Consider the following 16,816-nt stretch of genomic DNA (forward strand, 5'->3'; position numbering starts at 1 on the left):
GCCATGCCGGACACCAGCAGCGCTCTCGGGGCGCCCACCGAGCGCAGGGAAGGCCCCGCCAAGGTGACCGGGACCGCCCGGTACGCCGCCGAGCACACGCCCGACGGCTGCGCCTACGCCTGGCCGGTCCCGGCCACGGTGGCGCGCGGCAAGGTCACCGTCGTCGACGACACGGCCGCCCTCGCGCTGCCCGAGGTCATCGACGTGCTGAGCCATCTGAACGCGCCCCGCCTGGTCGAGCCGGACGACGCGACGCTCGCGGTGCTGCAGAACGAGCGTGTGCCGCACCGCGGCTGGTACGTCGCGCTCGTCGTCGCCGAGACGCTGGAGGCGGCCCGCGAGGGCGCCGCCGCCGTCCGGGTCGGCTACGCCGAGGGACCGCACGAGGTCGCCCTGAGCGCGCGGCACCCCGAGGCCTATGTCCCCGAGGACACCGACGGCACCTCGGGGGAGCATGTGCGCGGGGACGCCGACGGCGCGTTCGACGCCGCCCGGGTGCGCGTCGACGCCGTCTACCGCGTACCGCCGCTGCACAACCACCCCATGGAGCCGCACGCGGCGACCGCGCGGTGGGACGACGGGCGGCTGACCGTCCACGACTCCAGCCAGGGCGCCACCACGGTGCGCGACACCCTGGCGGGCATGTTCGCGCTGCCCGCGGAGCGGATCACGGTCGTCTCCGAGCACGTCGGCGGCGGTTTCGGTTCCAAGGGCACGCCCCGCCCCCATGTGGTGCTCGCCGCCATGGCCGCGCGGGTGACGGGCAGGCCGGTGAAGCTCTCCCTGCCGCGCCGGCAGCTGGCGACGGTGGTGGGGCACCGCTCGCCGACCGTCCAGCGGGTGCGCCTGGGCGCGGAGGTGGACGGCAGGCTGACGTCCGTGATCCACGAGGTGACCTCGCACAGCTCCCGCATCAAGGAGTTCGTGGAGACGGCGGCCGCCGCCACGCGCGTCATGTACGCCTCGCCGCACGCCCGCACCACGCATCGGGTCCTGCCGCTCGACGTGCCGAGCCCGTCGTGGATGCGGGCTCCCGGTGAGGCGCCCGGCATGTACGCGCTGGAGTCGGCGATGGACGAACTCGCCGTACGCCTCGGCATGGATCCGATCGAGCTGCGGCTGCGCAACGACACCCGGACCGAGCCCGACAGCGGCAAGCCGTTCAGCAGCCGTCACCTCGCCGAGTGCCTGCGCGAGGGCGCCCGGCGCTTCGGCTGGGCCGAGCGCGATCCGCGGCCCCGCTCCCGCACCGAGGGACCGTGGCTGGTGGGCAGCGGGGTCGCCTCCGCGACGTATCCGGCGCTCGCCTCGCCGAGCCGGGCGAGCGCGCACGCCCATCCGGACGGCAGCTTCGTGGTGCGCGTCAACGCCACCGACATCGGTACGGGTGCCCGTACCGTGCTCGCGCAGGTCGCCGCCGACGCCCTCGGTGTGCCGGTGGACCGGGTGCGGACGGACATCGGCAGCAGCGACCTGCCCTCGGCGCCGCTGGCGGGCGGCTCCTCGGGGACGGCCTCGTGGGGCTGGGCCGTCCATGAGGCGTGTACGCGGCTGGCCGCCCGCCTGTCCGGGCAGCGGGGGCAGGAGCTGCCGCCGGAGGGGGTGGGCGCCACCGCCGACACGGCGGGCACCGCGGACGCGGACAGCGACTACGCGCGGCACGCCTTCGGCGCGCACTTCGCCGAGGTCGGCGTGGACACGGTGACCGGCGAGGTGCGGGTGCGCCGGCTGCTGGGCGTCTACGCGGCGGGGCGCATCCTCAACGCCCGGACGGCGCGTTCGCAGTTCGTCGGCGCGATGACGATGGGGCTGGGGATGGCGTTGACGGAGAGCAGCACGATGGACGCGGCGTTCGGCGACTTCGCGGAGTGCGACCTCGCCTCGTACCACGTGCCGGCGCACGCGGACGTGCCCGCGATCGAGGCGCACTGGGTGGACGAGGACGACCCCCATCTGAACCCCATGGGCAGCAAGGGGATCGGGGAGATCGGCATCGTCGGGACGGCCGCGGCCATCGGCAACGCCGTGCACCACGCGACGGGCGTACGGCTGCGGGAGCTGCCCCTCACGCCGGACCGGGTGCTGGAGGGCCTCGGCTGAGGCGGGCGTCCGACGGCGGCTCGGCGCGCCCGCCGGGTCAGGACCTGGCCCGGCTCTCCCGGGTCCAGGCCAGCAGTTCGTCCGCCGTCCACGTCGTCACCACCCGTTCGGCCGGCACCCCGCACTCCTCGGCCCGCGCGCATCCGATGATCTGCCAGTCCAGCTGGCCCGGGGCGTGCGCGTCGGTGTCCACGGAGAACAGGACGCCCGCGTCGACGGCGCGGCGCAGCAGCCGGCGCGGCGGATCGAGCCGCTCCGGGCGGCTGTTGATCTCCACGGCCGTGCCCGCCGCCGCGCACGCGGCGAACACCGCGTCGGCGTCGAAGCGGGACTCCGGCCTGCCGCGACCGGTGACGAGCCGCCCGGTGCAGTGCCCGAGCACGTCGGCGCGGGGGTTGCTGACGGCGGCGACCATGCGGCGGGTCATCGCGGCGGCGTCCATGCGGAGTTTGGAGTGCACCGAGACGACCACCAGGTCCAGGCGGTCGAGGAGTTCGGGCTCCTGGTCGAGGGAGCCGTCGTCGAGGATGTCGCACTCGATGCCGGTGAGCAGCCGGAAGGGTGCCCAGCGGGTGTTGAGGTCGGCCACGACGTCCAGTTGTTCGCGCAGGCGCCCCGGTGACAGGCCGCGGGCGATGGTCAGACGCGGCGAGTGGTCGGTGAGTACGGCCCACTCGTGGCCGAGGGCCCGGGCCGCGCGGCCCATCTCCTCGATGGGGCTGCCGCCGTCCGACCAGTCGGAGTGCAGGTGGCAGTCGCCGCGCAGCAGGGCGCGCAGTTCGGCGCCGCCTTCGGTGAGCGGGTCCCGCGCCTCTTCTTCGAGGCGCCGCAGATAGCCCGGCTCCTCGCCGGCGAGGGCTTCGCGGACCACGCCCGCGGTCTTGGGCCCGACCCCCTTCAGGGACTCCAGGGAGCCGTCGGCGGCGCGCCGGGCGGCCTCGCCGTCGGCCAGCGCCCCGACCACCGAGGCCGCGGTGCGAAACGCACGCACGCGGTAGGTCGGGGCGCGACCGCGCTCCAGCAGGAAGGCGATCCGCTCCAGCGCCTCCACGGGGTCCATCGGCACCTCCGGCCGCCGCTCTCGTGCCGGCGGGTGTACGTGTTCCTCCAGCGTCGCCCATCACGGGCCGCGGGGCACGGCGAGCGGGCCCGTTCCGGGGGTGCTCTCAGGCGGTGGGCTCCTCCGGCGGCGGATCCTCGGAGAGGGACACGTCGTCGTCGGACGTGTCGCGCCGGCCCGTTCCGGCCTCGTCCGTGTCGGGGACGTCGTCGTCGGCGCCCTTCTCCTCGTCTCCCGGGGCGGCGACTTCGATGTCCAGCTCCCAGGGGTCGTTGCTGTCGTCCGAGGCCTGCTGGTCCGGGAGGTCCCTGGGGATGGGCGGGCCGTCCTCTCCCGGGGACGCGGGATTGCGCTCGACCATGGGTTGTGCTCCGTTCCTTCGGTGCTTTCTCGACTTTACGAGTGGTCTTTACGGGTGATCTTTACGGGTGGTCTTCACGGGTGGTGGGGGCCGCTCGTTCGGCGACCACGCGCACGGTGTTCAGTTCGCCGTCCTTGGCGTCGGGGAGGTTCATCCCGGCCGCCACACCGCTGCGCAGATAGCGCAGCACCGGCTCGGTGAGCCGCTCGCCGGGGAGCGCGGTGGGGATGCCGGGCGGGTAGGGGGTCATCATCTCGGCGGCGATCCGGCCCGCCGCCTCGCCCACCGGCACGTCCTCGACGGGGCCGAAGAAGGCGTCGCGGGGGTGCATGGCCTGTTCCATGCGCAGTTCGGCGCCCCGGGGCACCTCCACCGGCGGCGCGGGGCGCAGTTTCGGCGCGGCGTGGGCCAGTTCGCGCAGGGCCGTCAGCAGTGCGCCGGTCGTCTCGTGGTCGTCGGCGTGGGTGATCTGGGCGCTGATCCTGCGGTGGTCGCTGAGGTGCGCGTCGAGGGCGTGGTGGCGGCGCAGCCAGTCCGCGGCGCGGTAGCCGCTGGTGCTCAGCCCGTCGACCTCGATGATCACCGGCAGCGGGTCGAAGTCCGCCGCGAGGCCGGGTCCGCAGAAGTCGTCGCGGTCGTTGACGTGCAGTCCGTCGATCTCCTCGATCGCCGCCCGCACCTCGGCCGCGAGGTCCAGCGCCCTCCCCATGAGGTCGTGGCCGTGCAGGGCCATCTGGCGCCGCCAGCCGTCGAGTCCGGCGTAGATGAGGGTGGAGGGGCTGGTGGTGCCGAGGAGGTCGGCGCAGTTCCCCAGGATCTCCGGGTCGATCAGGTCGCCCTGGAGGTGGAAGACGGAGCCCTGTTCCAGGCCGCTGCCCATCTTGTGGATGCTCGTGACGCAGATGTCGGCGCCCGCGTCCATCGCCCGGGACGGCAGGTCCGGGTGGAAGGGCAGGTGGGCGCCCCACGCCTCGTCCACGACGAGCGGCCGCGAGCGGCGGTGGCAGACGTCCGCGATGCGGCGCAGGTCGGCGCAGGCGCCGTACGGCGTGGGGCTGGTGACCAGGGCTCCTCGCGCGTCGGGGTGGGCGGCGAACGCCGCCTCGAAGTCCTCGGCCCCCGGCGCGTGGGCGAGGTGGCGCTTCTCGTCCCACCGGGGCTCGACCCACACCGGCTCGATGCCGGAGAGGATCAGCCCGGAGATGACGGACTTGTGGGCGTCGCGGCCGACGAGCAGCTTCGTGTGGGGGCTCGCGATGGCCAGCATGGCCGCCTTGACCGAGAGCGAGCTGCCGCAGGTGGAGAAGAAGGTGTGTTCGGCGTGCACGGCGTCCGCCATCAGGCGTTCGGCGCGTTCGAGGACGCGGCCACGGGTGCGCCGGTCGTCGAGTCCGCCCGAGGCCAGCACGTCGCCGTGGAAGACCGCGTCGCCCAGCACCTCGCGCACGGCCGGGTCGGCGCCGCGGGCCTGCTTGTGGCCGGGCGGGGTGAAGCCCAGCCTGCCCTTGTCGCGGTACTCGGCGAGGGCCTCCAGGACGGGGGCACGTGTGTGATCAGGCGACATGGGTCACGCGTTCCCCGCTCTCGCGCCGTCCAACCCGGGCGCCCGGCAACCGGCTGCGCGGGCCGTTGGGCTCTTGGCCGGTGCGGGCGCGGCGGCGCGGGGCGCTCACGCGGCCTGGGCGTGCTCGGCGCCGTAGCCGGCCTCGGCGCGGACGCGGGCGCAGCTGCGGCTGATCAGGCGGGAGACGTGCATCTGCGAGATGCCCAGCTCCTCCGCGATGCGGCTCTGCGTCATGTCCTCGAAGAAGCGCAGGTACAAGATGGTGCGCTCGCGCTCGGGCAGTTGGCGCAGGCCCGCCTTGGCCGCCTCGCGGTCGGTGATGCAGTCGTACGCGGGGTCGGGGGCGCCCAGGGTGTCGGCGAGGCTGAAGCCGTCGGGGTCGGCGGAGGAGATCTCGGCGTCCAGCGACAGGGCGCTGTAGCCCTCCATGGCCTCCATGCCGTCGCGGACCTCGTCCTCGGTGAGTCCGGCGTGCCGGGCGATGTCGGGGATGCCGGGCTCGCGGCCGGTGCCGCTGCCGGGCATGTCGAGCAGTTCGCGGCGTGCGACGCGCACCTTGTTCCGCAGTTCCTGCACGCGCCGGGGGACGCGCACGTCCCACATGCGGTCGCGGAAGTGGCGGCGCAGTTCGCCGGTGATGGTGGGCACGGCGTAGCTCTCGAAGGCGCCGCGCCCGGGCTCGTACCGGTTGACGGCCTTGACCAGGCCCATCGCCGCGACCTGCTGCAGGTCCTCGATGCTCTCGCCCTTGTTCCGGAACCGGCCGGCGATCCGGTGTGCCATGGGCAGCCATGCCTCGACGATCTCCTCGCAGAGGAGTTCGCGCTCGGGGCCGTCCTCGAGGGAGGCGAGCCGGACGAAGTCCGCCGCGGTGTCCGGGGCGTCGTTGTGGGGGTGCCGGGTCGTCGTGCGACGCCGGGCGGAGTATGCGGTGAGGTCGGTAAGCATCAGTATGTCGCTCCTCAGCGGTGCCGCCAACAGTGACCGCGAGAAACGGGGCGCCCCGGTGACAGGCATCCCGGGAGTGAACACACCGCTCCCGCGAACGCGCCTCCGGTCCGAAGCACGTTATCCGCCTGCCCTTCGGATTCAGGGCCAAACAGCCTTCCCCGCGCGCATGTGCGCGCAGGGAAGGGGCGGCCGCCGGCCGGCTCAGCCGACCTCGTCGTCCAGGTGGCTCAGCAGGTCGGCGGGGTCCGCGTAGACGGCGGAGGCGCCGGCCGCCTCCAGGTCGGCGCGGGGGATGCCGCCCGAGAGCAGCGCGATGCTCCGTACGCCCGCGCGGGCCGCCGCCCGCATGTCCCAGACGGTGTCGCCCACGAACAGGGCGTCCCGCGGGGCGCACCCAACGAGGTCCAGGGCGTGGTGGACGGGGTCGGGAGCGGGCTTCCCCGAGGAGACGTCGTCCGCGCTCGCGATGCCCGCGATGACGTCGTCGGCGTCGATGGCCCGGCGCAGCGCGCCCAGTTCCGCCCCGCCCGCCGAGGTCGCGAGGACGATGCGCCGGCCCCGGTCGTGGCAGGCGTGCAGGAGGTCACGGGCGCCGTCGAGCGCGGGCAGCCGGTCGAAGTACGTGCCGTACAGGGTGCTGTGTGCGGCGCTGATCTCCTCGTCGCGGTCGCGGTCGCGGTCCTCGCCCAGCAGATGGGCGATGAGGTCGCCGGATCCGAGGCCGATGGCGTGGTGGATGTCGTGCATGGCGACGTCGTGGCCCGCTTGGCGGAACGCTTCCCACCAGGTCGTCACATGCAGGTGGTTGGTGTCGGCGAGCGTTCCGTCGACGTCGAACAGCGCGGCACGCGCCATGGCTTTCCACCGTTCCCTCTCTGTGTGTGTCGGTTGCCGGTCCTGATGGGGGCTCAGCGCACGTCGGTGATGACGAAGCCGCTGCGCGGCCTGGTGGGCATCCTGTTCAGGGGGATGCGCAGGTCCTGCTCGGGGACGTGGTGGTCGAGCCGGGCGAGGCGCGGGAGGAGTGCGGTCAGCACGGCCAGGGTGACGTCCTCGCCCGGGCAGCGGTGTCCCTCGCCGGCTTCGCCGCCGCCCTGCGGGACCAGTTCGTCGCGGCCGGGTTCGCGGCCGGTGAAGCGCTCGGGGTCGAACGTGTAGGGCGCTTCCCACAGCTGCGGGTCGTGGTTCTGCCCGTAGAGGTCGAGCAGGACCATGGTGCCCTCGGCGATCGGTTCTCCGTGCCAGTCCAGGTCGGCGGGGGCGAGGCCCGCGACGAAGGGCGCGAAGGGGTAGAAGCGCCGCACCTCGTGGGCGAAGGCGCGGGCGTAGTCCTCGCCTTCCGTGGCGAGGCGCTCCCGCAGCGCGGGGTGGCGGTGCAGCGCGTGCGCGCCGAAGACCGTGAACCAGGTGACGGCGACCGTGGGCCTCAGGACGTTGAGGAGTTCGACGGCTGCGGTGCGGGGGTCGAGGAACTGTCCGTCCGCCTCGCGGTGCGCGGCCACGGCCTCCACCACGGAGGGGGCCGCCCCACCGCGGTCCGACGGGGTGAGGTCGGCTGCGCGGATGTCCTCGATCAGGTGGGCGAGCCGCTGCTCCTGGCGCTGCCGGGCGCGCCGGGCCTGCCAGTGGCGGGGGCCGGCGGTGGCGAATCCGTCGACCATGGTCACCAGGTCGTGGGCGGTCCGCCGTGCTTCGTCGTCCGGGTGCTCCGTCAGGGGGACGCCGGCCCAGGCGCAGACGGCCCGGGTGATGAGCACGCTCACTTCGTCGAACAGCGTCACCTGGCTGCGGCCGATCCACTCCTTGCTGGAGCGTTCCCACTCGTCGGCGACGCGCTCGGCCAGCGCGGCGACGCCCGCGGGGTCCTTGAGCACCGACATGAACAGGGCCTTGCGGGTGCGGTGCTCGTCGCCGTCGAGGGTGTGCACCGCGCCCTTGCCGAAGAGCGTGCTCAGGACCGGTTCGGGCAGGGCCGTTCGGCGGCGGACGTGGTTCTCGTCGTAGAAGAAGGGGACGGCCGCCGGGCCGCGCAGCGCGACGACGGGCTTGCCGAGCAGGCGGGTGCGTACGGGTCCCGGGCCCTCGCGGCGGCTCAGGTCGGGGAGCCACGCGTAGCCCTTGGTGAGCAGCGGCAGCGTCTGGTCCAGCATGAGGTCCTCCTGTGGGGCGGGGACGCGGGCCGTGGAGTGCGGGGGCGGCGGCCGTCGAGTACGGGGTGGTGGCCCTCCCCGCATCCTGACCGAAGCAGGACCCGCGTGCATTTCCCCGGCCGGCGTCCGGCTCGGTCTGCGGCGCTCCGTCGATCAGGCTTTCGATGATCGGCGGATCACGGTCATCGGGTGCCCCAGGAAGCGCACGTGAACCAGAGCGAAGAGACCGGAATCAGGGCGAATCGGCTTCAGTCGGCGGTACCGGGGGTGAGGCCGACGGGGAGCGCGGGTGGCCTGGGCCCCGTCGGAGGGCGCCCTGCCCAGGGGCCCCTCCGACAGCGGGACAGGTGTGCGACTCCGGTAATCTGGATCTTTGTCCCGCAGAGGAGTTGCATCAGTGGAGTTCCGGCTGCTCGGAGCGGTGTCCGTGGCCACCGAGGTCGGCGTGGTGCCACTGGGGCCCGCCAAGCGCCGCAGCCTGCTCGCCGCGCTGTTGCTCAGACCCAACCACCCCGTCCCGGTGGACCAGTTGGCGGCGGCGCTGTGGGACCAGGAGCCGCCCGCGCGCGCTCGCGGCGTCATCCAGGGGCACGTGTCGCGGCTGAGGGTCCTGCTCGCCGAGGCGGAGGCCGAGATGTTCGGCGTCGAGCTGGTCACCCAGGGCACGGCGTACGTGCTGCGGATGCCGGAGTCGCTGCTGGACGCCCACCGCTTCGAGGAGTTGGTGACGCTGGCCCGCGGTCAGCGGGCGCCCGCCGACGCCGTGGCGATGTATCAGGAGGCGCTGTCGCTGTGGCAGGGTCCCGCGCTGACCGGCGCGTACCCGAGCCAGCCGCTGCAGGCCGCCGCCCAGGCGCTGGAGGAGCTCCGGCTGGCGTCCGTGGAGTCGCTGGCCGAGGCGTACGCCCGGATGGGCGAGCACGCCCGGGCCGCCGCCGTGCTGCGGGCGGAGGCGAGTGTCCACCCGCTGCGCGAGTCGCTGTCCGCCGCGCTGATGCGGGCGCTCCAGCGGGCGGGGCGCCGGACGGAGGCGCTCGACTGGTTCCACCGGACCCGCCGCGTGCTCGCCGACGAGCTGGGCGTCGATCCGGGCCGGGAGCTGGCCGACGCGTACGCGGCCGCGCTCCAGGGGACCGGTGAGGACGCCGAGGACGGCCGTTCGCACAACTCGTCGGGGCGGCGCCCGGTGTCTGGCGCCGCGCCCGCGCCCGCCCCCTCGCTCGCCGCCGCTCCCCTGGCCGCGCCGGTCGCGGCGCACGTGCCCGCCCCCTCGCTGCCGTCCGGCACGATCGATCTGCTGCCCCGCATGCCCCGCGGTTTCCACGGGCGGGCCGCCGAACTCACCGCGCTGTCCCGGGCCGCCGCCGGTGAGGCGCCGGTCTGTCTGGTCACCGGGCCGGCGGGCGTGGGCAAGACGGCGCTCGTGACGCACTGGGCGCACCGCAACCGGGGGCAGTTCCCCGGCGGCCTCCTCTACGCCGACCTGCGGGGGTTCAGCGACACCGGGGAGCCCGCGCTCTTGGAGGTGCTGCGGGAGTTCCTGCTGGCCCTCGGGGTCGCGCCGCGCCGGATCCCGGAGTCGCAGGGCGCCGCGTCCGCGCTCTTCCGTTCCCTGGCCGGCGAGCGTCAGCTGCTGGTCGTCCTCGACAACGCGCGGGCGTCCGAGCAGGTCAGGGAGTTGCTGCCGGGCGGCGCGCGCTGCGTCACCGTGGTGACGAGCCGCTACCGCCTGCGCGGCCTGATCGCCTCCGACGCCGCGCGCCCCGTACCGGTGGACGTACTCGAACCGGAGGACAGCACCGCCCTGCTCGCGGCGGTCCTCGGCACCGAGCGCGTCCGCGCGGAGGAAGTGGCCGCGCGCCGCCTCGCGGAACTGTGCGGCGGGCTGCCGCTGGCGCTGCGGGTGGCCGCCGCCAGGCTGGCGGACCAGCCGGAGGCTCCGCTGAGCGTGATGTGCGCCGAACTGTCCGACGAGTCGCGCCGGCTGAGCCTCCTGGACGTGGAGGACACCGGTGTCCGCGCCGCCCTGCGGCTCACCGTGGGGCGGCTGCCGGCGAGCGCCGCCCGGCAGTTCGCCCACCTCGGCCGCCACCCGGGGACGCACGTCGACCGCTACGCGGCGGCGGCGCTCGCGGACACCGACCCGGCGACCGCCGAGGCCGCGCTGGACAAGCTCACCGCCGCCCACCTCGTGGTGCGCGCCGGTCCGGACCGCTGGACCCTGCACGACCTCGTACGGCTGTACGCGCGCGGTCTGGACGCGGACAGCGACGCCCTGCGGCGGGTGCTCGACCTGACCGTGGCCACGGCCCTGGCCGCCGCGGACGCCGCCGAGCCGGGCGACGAGTCGTGTTTCACCCTGCCCGACGACTTCCGTCCGCCGCGGGCCGTGCGGGAGTTCACGGACCGGGAGCAGGCGATGGCCTGGTACGCGGCCGAACGCGACGACGTGACGCTGGCGGCCGCCGCCGCGGACGCGGCGGGGCTGCACGGCAGGACGTGGCGGCTCGTCCTCGGGATGTGGCCGCAGATCGTGTGGCGGGTGCGGGACGGGTGGGCTCCCCTGCTGCGTATGGCACTTGAGGCGGCACGGGCCGACGGGGACGCCCGGGCCGAGTCACGTGTCCTGGCCCTGCTCGGCTGGGTGCTCACCGAGGAGGGCCGGGTCGCGGAGGCGCTCGTCCACCTGGAGGCCGCGCCCGCGCTCGCCGCGCGGGCGCGGGACACGCGTGCCGAGGCGACCGCGCTGATCAACCTGTCGCTGGCCCAGGCGGCGCTCGGCGACCCCGACGAGGCGGCCGAGGGGTGCGCGCTCGCGGCGGAGCTGGCGCACAGCGTCGGCGACCGGCACACCGAACGCCTCGCCCTCGGCCACCTCGCCCGGCACCGGCTGGAGGCCCGGGAGTGGCAGGCGGCACACGAGACGGCCCTCGCGGCGCTCGACCTCGACTCCCCCGCGGAGACCTCGGCGGCGACCCGGGTGCTGCTGCTGACGGCCGTCGGAGAGGCGCTGCTGGGCATGGGCGACGAGACCGAGGGCATCCGGCGCCTGGAGAACGCGGCGGCCGAGGCGGAGGCGTGCGGCTACGACGACGGCGCGGTGCGGGCCCTCGGGGCGCTGCTGCGGGTCTCGGCGGACGCGGGGCTCCAGGCGCGGTACGACACGGCGATGGTGCGGCTCATGGCTCGTACGTGAGGGGCGGCGCCGCTTGGCCGACGGCCCGGGAAGACCTCAGGTACGACGGCCTCGGTGACCGCCGGTCGGCCCGCCGCCGGGAGCCTCACCGACCCCGATGACCCGGGCCGGGTGCGGCGCCCCGCTCAGCGGCCGGCGGCGTCGCCGGCCCCGTGGCCGCCGAGCCGGCGGTTCACCTCGGCGGTCTGTTCGGCCAGGGCCCGGGCCGTCGCCTCGGCGCGGTCCGCCCGGTCGTTGATGCGGGCGATGTCCTCCTCGATGACCCTGAGGGCCAGCTCGGCCGCGGCGTCCGCGTCCTGCGGGGGCAGATCCTCGGGGAGCTCCGCGAGGGCGCTCTTGACCGCCGGGATGCCGCCCCGTTCGTGGATCTCTTTCCAGAACTCGTAGTCCATCGCGCCATCCTGGCCGATCGGACAGGGGCCACGCGAGTCGGGGCCGCCGTCAGGAGGCGGGATCGGCGGGCGCGCTCACTCTGGACGGCGTGCTGAAGTCGAGTACGTCCTGGGCCGTCTGCTGCGTCTCCTCCGCGGCCTTGCGGGCCGTGGCGAGGACGTCGCCGTGCTCCTGGACGAGGGTGTGGTATATCGGCGCCTGAGTGACATCATTGGCCGTCATGACCTGCGGCTCCTTGTTCGGGGACATGTGATGGGCATCGGCCGTGGGGTGGCCGATCCGCGACCCTACGCGAACTCCGTGGGCGAACGGCACCCGGCCCCGATCATCGGCCCGGGCCTTGTGACCACTTTCACAGGCAGCGGTGGGCCGCACGGACCGGCGGATTAATCGATTTCCCGGGACGGGCCCCCTTGCTACGGTCCTCCGCATGAAGCGCGCCATGCATCAGACGACGACGCCGGAGAGTGTCCCGGCGCGCTGACCGATGTTCCAGAGTCAAGAGCCCCGGGGCGAGTGCCCCGGGGCTCTCTCTCGCGGTCACTCGCCCGAACCCGCGTCCTTATGTGCGCGATCCCGTCGAGGAGACCACGATGCACGACCACCGCAGACTCGGCCGCGAACTCGGCCTGTTCGGCACCGATCCCCTGATCGGCGCCGGCCTCCCCTACTGGCTGCCCGAGGGCGCCGCCGTCCGGCACGCCCTGGAGGAGTACATCCGCGACACCGAACGGCGGGCCGGCTACCGCCATGTGTACTCGCCGGTGCTCGGGAAGCGGGAGCTGTACGAGATCTCCGGGCACTGGGCGCACTACAGCGAGGACATGTTCCCCCCGATGGACGTCGGCGGGGAGCAGGTCGTGCTGCGCCCGAGCCTGTGCCCGCACCACGCGGTGATCTACCGCTCCCGCTCCCACAGTTACCGCGAGCTGCCGCTGCGCATGGCCGAACTCGGCGGCATGTACCGGGCGGAGCTCTCCGGCGTCCTCGGCGGACTGGGCCGGGTGCGGGCCATCCATCTCAACGACGCCCACATCTTCTGCACCCTGGAGCAGGCCGCCGACGAGGCGCGGGCCGCCCTGGACATGATCCGCGGCGCGTACGCGGCCCTCGGCATCCGCCCGGCGCGCCTGCGGCTCTCGTTGCCGGGGCCCGGCGGCAAGTACGTCGCCGACGCACAGAAGTGGCGGCGGTCCACCGCCCTGTTGCGCGAGGTCCTCGACAACTCCGGTGTCCCCTACGAGGCCGTGGAGGGGGAGGCCGCCTTCTACGGGCCGAAGATCGACGTGCAGGTCGCCGACGCGGCGGGCCGGGAGTCCACCCTCTCCACCGTCCAGATCGACTTCCACCAGCCCGAGCGGTTCGACTTGCACTACATCGGCGCGGACGGCGCGAAGCACCGTCCGGTGATGGTCCACCGCAGTGTCATCGGCAGTGTGGAGAGAGCCGTCGCCCACCTCATCGAGGTGCACGGCGGTGCCTTCCCCGCCTGGCTCTCCCCCACCCAGCTGGTGGTCCTCCCGGTCTCCGAGGCCCAGCTGCCCGACGCCGAGGCGTTCTCACGGCGGTGCGCGCGGGCGGGGTTGCGGGCCGAGGTGTCCGGGGAGAGGAGTCTCGGCGCCCGGGTGCGGGCGGCCCGGCTCGTGCCCTATCAGGCGGTCATCGGGCCGAAGGAGGCCGCCGCGGGCCGGGTCGCGCTGCGGCTGCGCGACGGGCGCCGGCTCGACGCGCTGCCGGCCGACGAGGTCGTGGCCCGCGTCGAGGCGCTGGTCTCGGCGCGCCGGGCCGAGCTGTGGGAGGCGGAGGGAGGGGAGTCCTGAGCTGCCGGTGATCGGCCTCGCGGCGGCTCAGACCGGCGGCGCGACGAACACCCCTCGGTCGGGGTCGTTGAACGACTCCTTGGCCACCAGCTCGTTCATCGCGCCGGCGGTGCCCCACTGGTCGGTGACCTCGGGCCGGGAGAAGTCGTGGACGTGCGGGTGCCAAGTGTCCTCGTCCAGGCACTCCAGCTCGGTGGTGTACTCCACGGTGTTGCCGTGCGGGTCCAGGAAGTAGGTGAAGGTGTTGTCGCCCGCCAGGTGCCGGCCCGGCCCCCAGATCTTGCGGTGACCGGCCCGCATCACCCGGCCCGAGCCCCGCATGAACTCGTCGATGCCCCGCATCTCGAACGACACGTGGTGCAGCGCCGTGTGCGGCCCCCGCGCGATGGCCATGGAGTGGTGCTGGTCGCTGATCCGCATGAAGTGCAGGATCTCGCCCGTGTGCGGCGAGCCGAGCGTGTCGGACAGGACGAAGCCGAGGTGGCGCTCGTACCACCGGCGGGTCCTGTTCAGATCGGCGGAGTTCAGCACCACGTGGGAGAGTTTGACCGGGATCGCCTCCCTCTCCTCGATCCTGCGGTGCCGGCGCACCGCGACGTCGGCCGACACCTCGATGGTGCGGCCGTCGACGTCGAAGAACCGGAAGCCGTAGCCGCCACCGGGGGTGTCGATCCTCCCCGGGCGGGTGATCAACCGCACGCCGCCCGCGAGGAGCCGCTCGGCGAGCGTGTCCACGTCCGCGGGGCTCGCGGCCCCGTAGGACACGAGGTCGAGCCGCTTCTCGTCGGCCTCGCGCAGCCGTACGACGTACTGCTCGGGCGAGCCCTCGGCGGCGAGGAAGGAGATGCCTGAGTCCTCGGCGACCTTGGTCAGTCCCCAGACGCCGGCGTAGAAGTCGAGTTGCCTGTCGTGGTCGGGTACGGCCAGGTCGACGTGGCGCAGGTGGGTGAGCAGGCGTGCGCTCATGGTTCCTCCTCGGGCGGGAGCGGCGAAGGGCTGGCTCAGGGCGATTGCGTGAGCAGGGCCGTGACGCGGGCCATCAGGCCGGGCAGGTCGGCGTCGCGCACCCCGTCGAGCTGCCACCGGCCGATCTGCACGGACGCCTCCACGACGGCCCGCACCCGCGGGATGCGGCGCTGGTAGTAGGCATGGAACAGCGCGTCGTCCCACGTGGCGGTGGTGGTGAGCAGTTCGGCGAGGACGAGGGTGTCCTCCAGGGACATGGCGGCACCCTGGGCGATGGTCGGCGGACAGCAGTGGGCGGCGTCCCCGGCGAGGACCACCCTGCCCCGGTGCCAGGAGCCCTCGACCAGCAGCTGCTCGCACCAGGTGTAGTTGACCCGGGCCGGGTCGGTGATGTGCGCGGTGATCTCGGGCCAGTGACCGCCGTACCCCTTGGTCGTCCGGCTCATCTCGTCCGCGTACGACTGAGCCGGGATGGCGCCGCGGTCGCGCTGGGCCTCGACCACGAACGCGTAGAGAGTGGAGTCGCCGGTGGGGCAGTAGCCCGCGATCAACGCGGGCCCGCCATAAGCGAGTTCGGCGTGTGCCACTCCGGCGGGGCGTGGGGCGGCGACGCGCCAGACGGCCAGGCCGGTCGGGGCGGGCACGGTGGTGATGCCGATGGCCGCGCGGGTGGCGGAGCGCAGGCCGTCGGCGGCGATCACCAGATCGTAGCGGCCTTCCGTGCCGTCGCTGAAGCGGACGGTCACCCCGTCGGCGTCCTGGTCCAGCGCGTCGGCCGTGGTGCCCAGCCGCACGTCGGCACCGCTGGCCCGGACGGCTTCGACGAGGATCTGCTGGAGGCGTGGGCGCCGCATGCCGAGGGAGGCGGGCAGGTCGTCGCCGCCGCTCCGGATGTCGTGGGCGACGTGCAGGACCGTGCCGTCGGGGGCGTTGATCCCGACCGCGTCGAAGCCGCAGCCTGATGCCCGCACCCGCTCCCACACGCCGAGTTCGCGCAGGACCCGCAGGGCGTTGCCCTGCAAGGTGATCCCGGAGCCGGCGGTGGCGTTCCAGTCGTCCTTCGCCTCGATCAGGTCGACGGTCACACCGGCGCGGCGCAGGAGGATCGTCATGGCGTTGCCGGCCGTGCCGCCGCCGATCACGAGGACCTTGCGGGGTGTGCTCATGGGGGATTTCCTCTGGTGTACGGGCCGCGGGGCGGCGGTCGGGTTCACGGTGTCGCCCGCGCCGCGCGGCGGGCGTCCGGCGCCACGCAGCGGGTGCGCTGTGCGCCGAGTCCGGTGATGGAGGCGTCCATGACGTCGCCGTCGCGCAGGAGCCGGCCCCAGTGCATGCCGTTGCCGGCCGGGGAGCCCGTCATGACGAGGTCGCCGGGCAGGAGCCGTGCGGTGTGCGAGGCGTACGCGACCAGGCGGGCCACGTCGAAGATCATGTCCTTGGTGGTCTCGTCCTGCATCGTCCGGCCGTTCAGCTTCAGCGTCAGACGCAGGTCGCCGGGGTCGGTGATCGCTTCGGCGGGGACGATCCAGGGGCCGAGCGGGGTGAAGCCGGGCGCGTTCTTCGACCGCAGCCAGTCCGTTCCGATCTGCGGCATGTCCCGCCTGAAGACACCGGCGCGGTCGGTGAGGTCGTTGGCGATCGTGTAGCCGGCGACGTACTCCAGGGCCGCGCGCGCGGGCACCTGGTGGGCGGTGCGTCCGATGACCGCCGCCAACTCCAGTTCCCAGTCCGGCTTCTCGGCCCAGGCGGGCAGCGTCACGTCGTCGTAGGGGCCGGTGACGGCACTCGGCAGACCGATGAAGACGTACGGCAGGTCCTCCGCCGCCCGCCGGTCCATGAGCTTCGCGGCCTCGGCCCGCGCTTCCTCGGCCGAGCGGCCGTCGGCGGGGTCGCGGTGGGCGACATGCAGGTCGATCACGTGCTTGCGGTAGTTCGCGCCGCACTGGAAGACCTGGCGCGGCTCGACGGGGGCGTGCACCCTGAAGTCCGCCAGCGGCCGCCGCTCCGCGCCCGCGTCCGTCGCCAACGCGCGCAGAGCGGGCAGCAGTTCGTCCCACCGTTCCAGGACGGTGCGGGTCGTCGCCGTGGCGTCGCCCAGGGTCGGCCGGAGGTCCAGCGCGCGCCGGTCGGGGGTGATGAGCGCCGGGAAGGCGGGGCCGTCGGGGCCGGACAGGGTGCCGAGGGCGAAGGGACCGGCGAAGGGCTCGGAAGGGAGCGCGGGTTGCACGGAACATGTCCTCCTGATGGCCATGCCA

At 74.0% G+C, this 16,816-nt stretch carries 14 protein-coding genes; 3 read left to right on the forward strand and 11 right to left on the reverse strand.

Going from position 1 to position 16,816, the window contains the following annotated elements:
* Positions 1 to 3: 3 nt before the first annotated feature.
* Positions 4 to 2,100 (forward strand): xanthine dehydrogenase family protein molybdopterin-binding subunit, encoded by a 2,097-nt coding sequence (locus tag ABZ385_RS05425; protein ID WP_358909811.1) that lies wholly within the window; start codon positions 4 to 6, stop codon positions 2,098 to 2,100.
* Between the two features lie 37 nt (positions 2,101 to 2,137).
* On the opposite strand, the gene ABZ385_RS05430 is transcribed toward ABZ385_RS05425, so the two are convergent.
* The 6 genes from ABZ385_RS05430 to ABZ385_RS05455 all read right to left on the reverse strand — a co-directional run bounded on the left by ABZ385_RS05430 (position 2,138) and on the right by ABZ385_RS05455 (position 8,186).
* Positions 2,138 to 3,160 (reverse strand): PHP domain-containing protein, encoded by a 1,023-nt coding sequence (locus ABZ385_RS05430; RefSeq protein ID WP_358909813.1) that lies wholly within the window; start codon positions 3,158 to 3,160, stop codon positions 2,138 to 2,140.
* A gap of 106 nt (positions 3,161 to 3,266) precedes the next feature.
* Positions 3,267 to 3,521 carry a hypothetical protein gene (locus ABZ385_RS05435; protein WP_358698161.1) on the reverse strand — a complete coding sequence of 85 codons (255 nt, stop codon included), beginning with the start codon at positions 3,519 to 3,521 and terminating at the stop codon, positions 3,267 to 3,269.
* 61 nt (positions 3,522 to 3,582) lie between these two features.
* On the reverse strand, positions 3,583 to 5,085 hold the full coding sequence (locus ABZ385_RS05440; RefSeq protein ID WP_358909815.1) for an ornithine decarboxylase: 1,503 nt from the start codon (positions 5,083 to 5,085) through the stop codon (positions 3,583 to 3,585).
* Positions 5,086 to 5,190: 105 nt separating this feature from the next.
* The gene (locus tag ABZ385_RS05445) at positions 5,191 to 6,033 is read right to left on the reverse strand and encodes a SigB/SigF/SigG family RNA polymerase sigma factor (RefSeq protein ID WP_358584500.1); all 843 of its coding nucleotides are present in this window, start codon (positions 6,031 to 6,033) and stop codon (positions 5,191 to 5,193) included.
* A gap of 204 nt (positions 6,034 to 6,237) precedes the next feature.
* A complete protein-coding gene (locus tag ABZ385_RS05450) occupies positions 6,238 to 6,891 on the reverse strand; it encodes an HAD family hydrolase (RefSeq protein WP_358584499.1) in 654 nt (217 codons plus the stop codon).
* A 53-nt stretch (positions 6,892 to 6,944) separates the two neighbouring features.
* Positions 6,945 to 8,186: a cytochrome P450 gene (locus tag ABZ385_RS05455; RefSeq protein WP_358584498.1), complete on the reverse strand. Its 1,242-nt coding sequence runs from the start codon at positions 8,184 to 8,186 to the stop codon at positions 6,945 to 6,947.
* A 397-nt stretch (positions 8,187 to 8,583) separates the two neighbouring features.
* Between ABZ385_RS05455 and ABZ385_RS05460 the strand changes: the two genes are divergently transcribed.
* Complete coding sequence (locus ABZ385_RS05460; RefSeq protein WP_358909817.1) at positions 8,584 to 11,382, forward strand: BTAD domain-containing putative transcriptional regulator; 2,799 nt, start codon at positions 8,584 to 8,586, stop codon at positions 11,380 to 11,382.
* Positions 11,383 to 11,507: 125 nt separating this feature from the next.
* Here ABZ385_RS05460 and ABZ385_RS05465 read toward each other — a convergent pair whose 3' ends face one another.
* Both ABZ385_RS05465 and ABZ385_RS05470 read right to left on the reverse strand, forming a co-directional pair.
* Positions 11,508 to 11,774: a hypothetical protein gene (locus ABZ385_RS05465; RefSeq protein ID WP_358589141.1), complete on the reverse strand. Its 267-nt coding sequence runs from the start codon at positions 11,772 to 11,774 to the stop codon at positions 11,508 to 11,510.
* Between the two features lie 49 nt (positions 11,775 to 11,823).
* Positions 11,824 to 11,997, reverse strand: a complete 174-nt coding sequence (locus ABZ385_RS05470) for a hypothetical protein (protein WP_358589139.1) — start codon at positions 11,995 to 11,997, stop codon at positions 11,824 to 11,826.
* 371 nt (positions 11,998 to 12,368) lie between these two features.
* Between ABZ385_RS05470 and thrS the strand changes: the two genes are divergently transcribed.
* Positions 12,369 to 13,595, forward strand: coding sequence for a threonine--tRNA ligase (thrS, locus tag ABZ385_RS05475; protein WP_358910265.1), 1,227 nt, complete (start codon positions 12,369 to 12,371; stop codon positions 13,593 to 13,595).
* 27 nt (positions 13,596 to 13,622) lie between these two features.
* Here the strand turns inward: thrS and ABZ385_RS05480 are convergent, their stop codons facing one another.
* The 3 genes from ABZ385_RS05480 to ABZ385_RS05490 are packed head-to-tail and all read right to left on the reverse strand — an operon-like array spanning position 13,623 to position 16,812.
* A complete protein-coding gene (locus ABZ385_RS05480) occupies positions 13,623 to 14,561 on the reverse strand; it encodes a VOC family protein (protein ID WP_358589137.1) in 939 nt (312 codons plus the stop codon).
* 35 nt (positions 14,562 to 14,596) lie between these two features.
* Positions 14,597 to 15,727, reverse strand: a complete 1,131-nt coding sequence (locus tag ABZ385_RS05485) for an FAD-dependent oxidoreductase (protein ID WP_358909819.1) — start codon at positions 15,725 to 15,727, stop codon at positions 14,597 to 14,599.
* Positions 15,728 to 15,771: 44 nt separating this feature from the next.
* A complete protein-coding gene (locus ABZ385_RS05490) occupies positions 15,772 to 16,812 on the reverse strand; it encodes a fumarylacetoacetate hydrolase family protein (protein WP_358910267.1) in 1,041 nt (346 codons plus the stop codon).
* Positions 16,813 to 16,816 lie beyond the last annotated feature (4 nt).

The sequence above is a fragment of the Streptomyces sp. NPDC005898 genome (genome assembly GCF_040629635.1).
Lineage (GTDB): Bacteria > Actinomycetota > Actinomycetes > Streptomycetales > Streptomycetaceae > Streptomyces.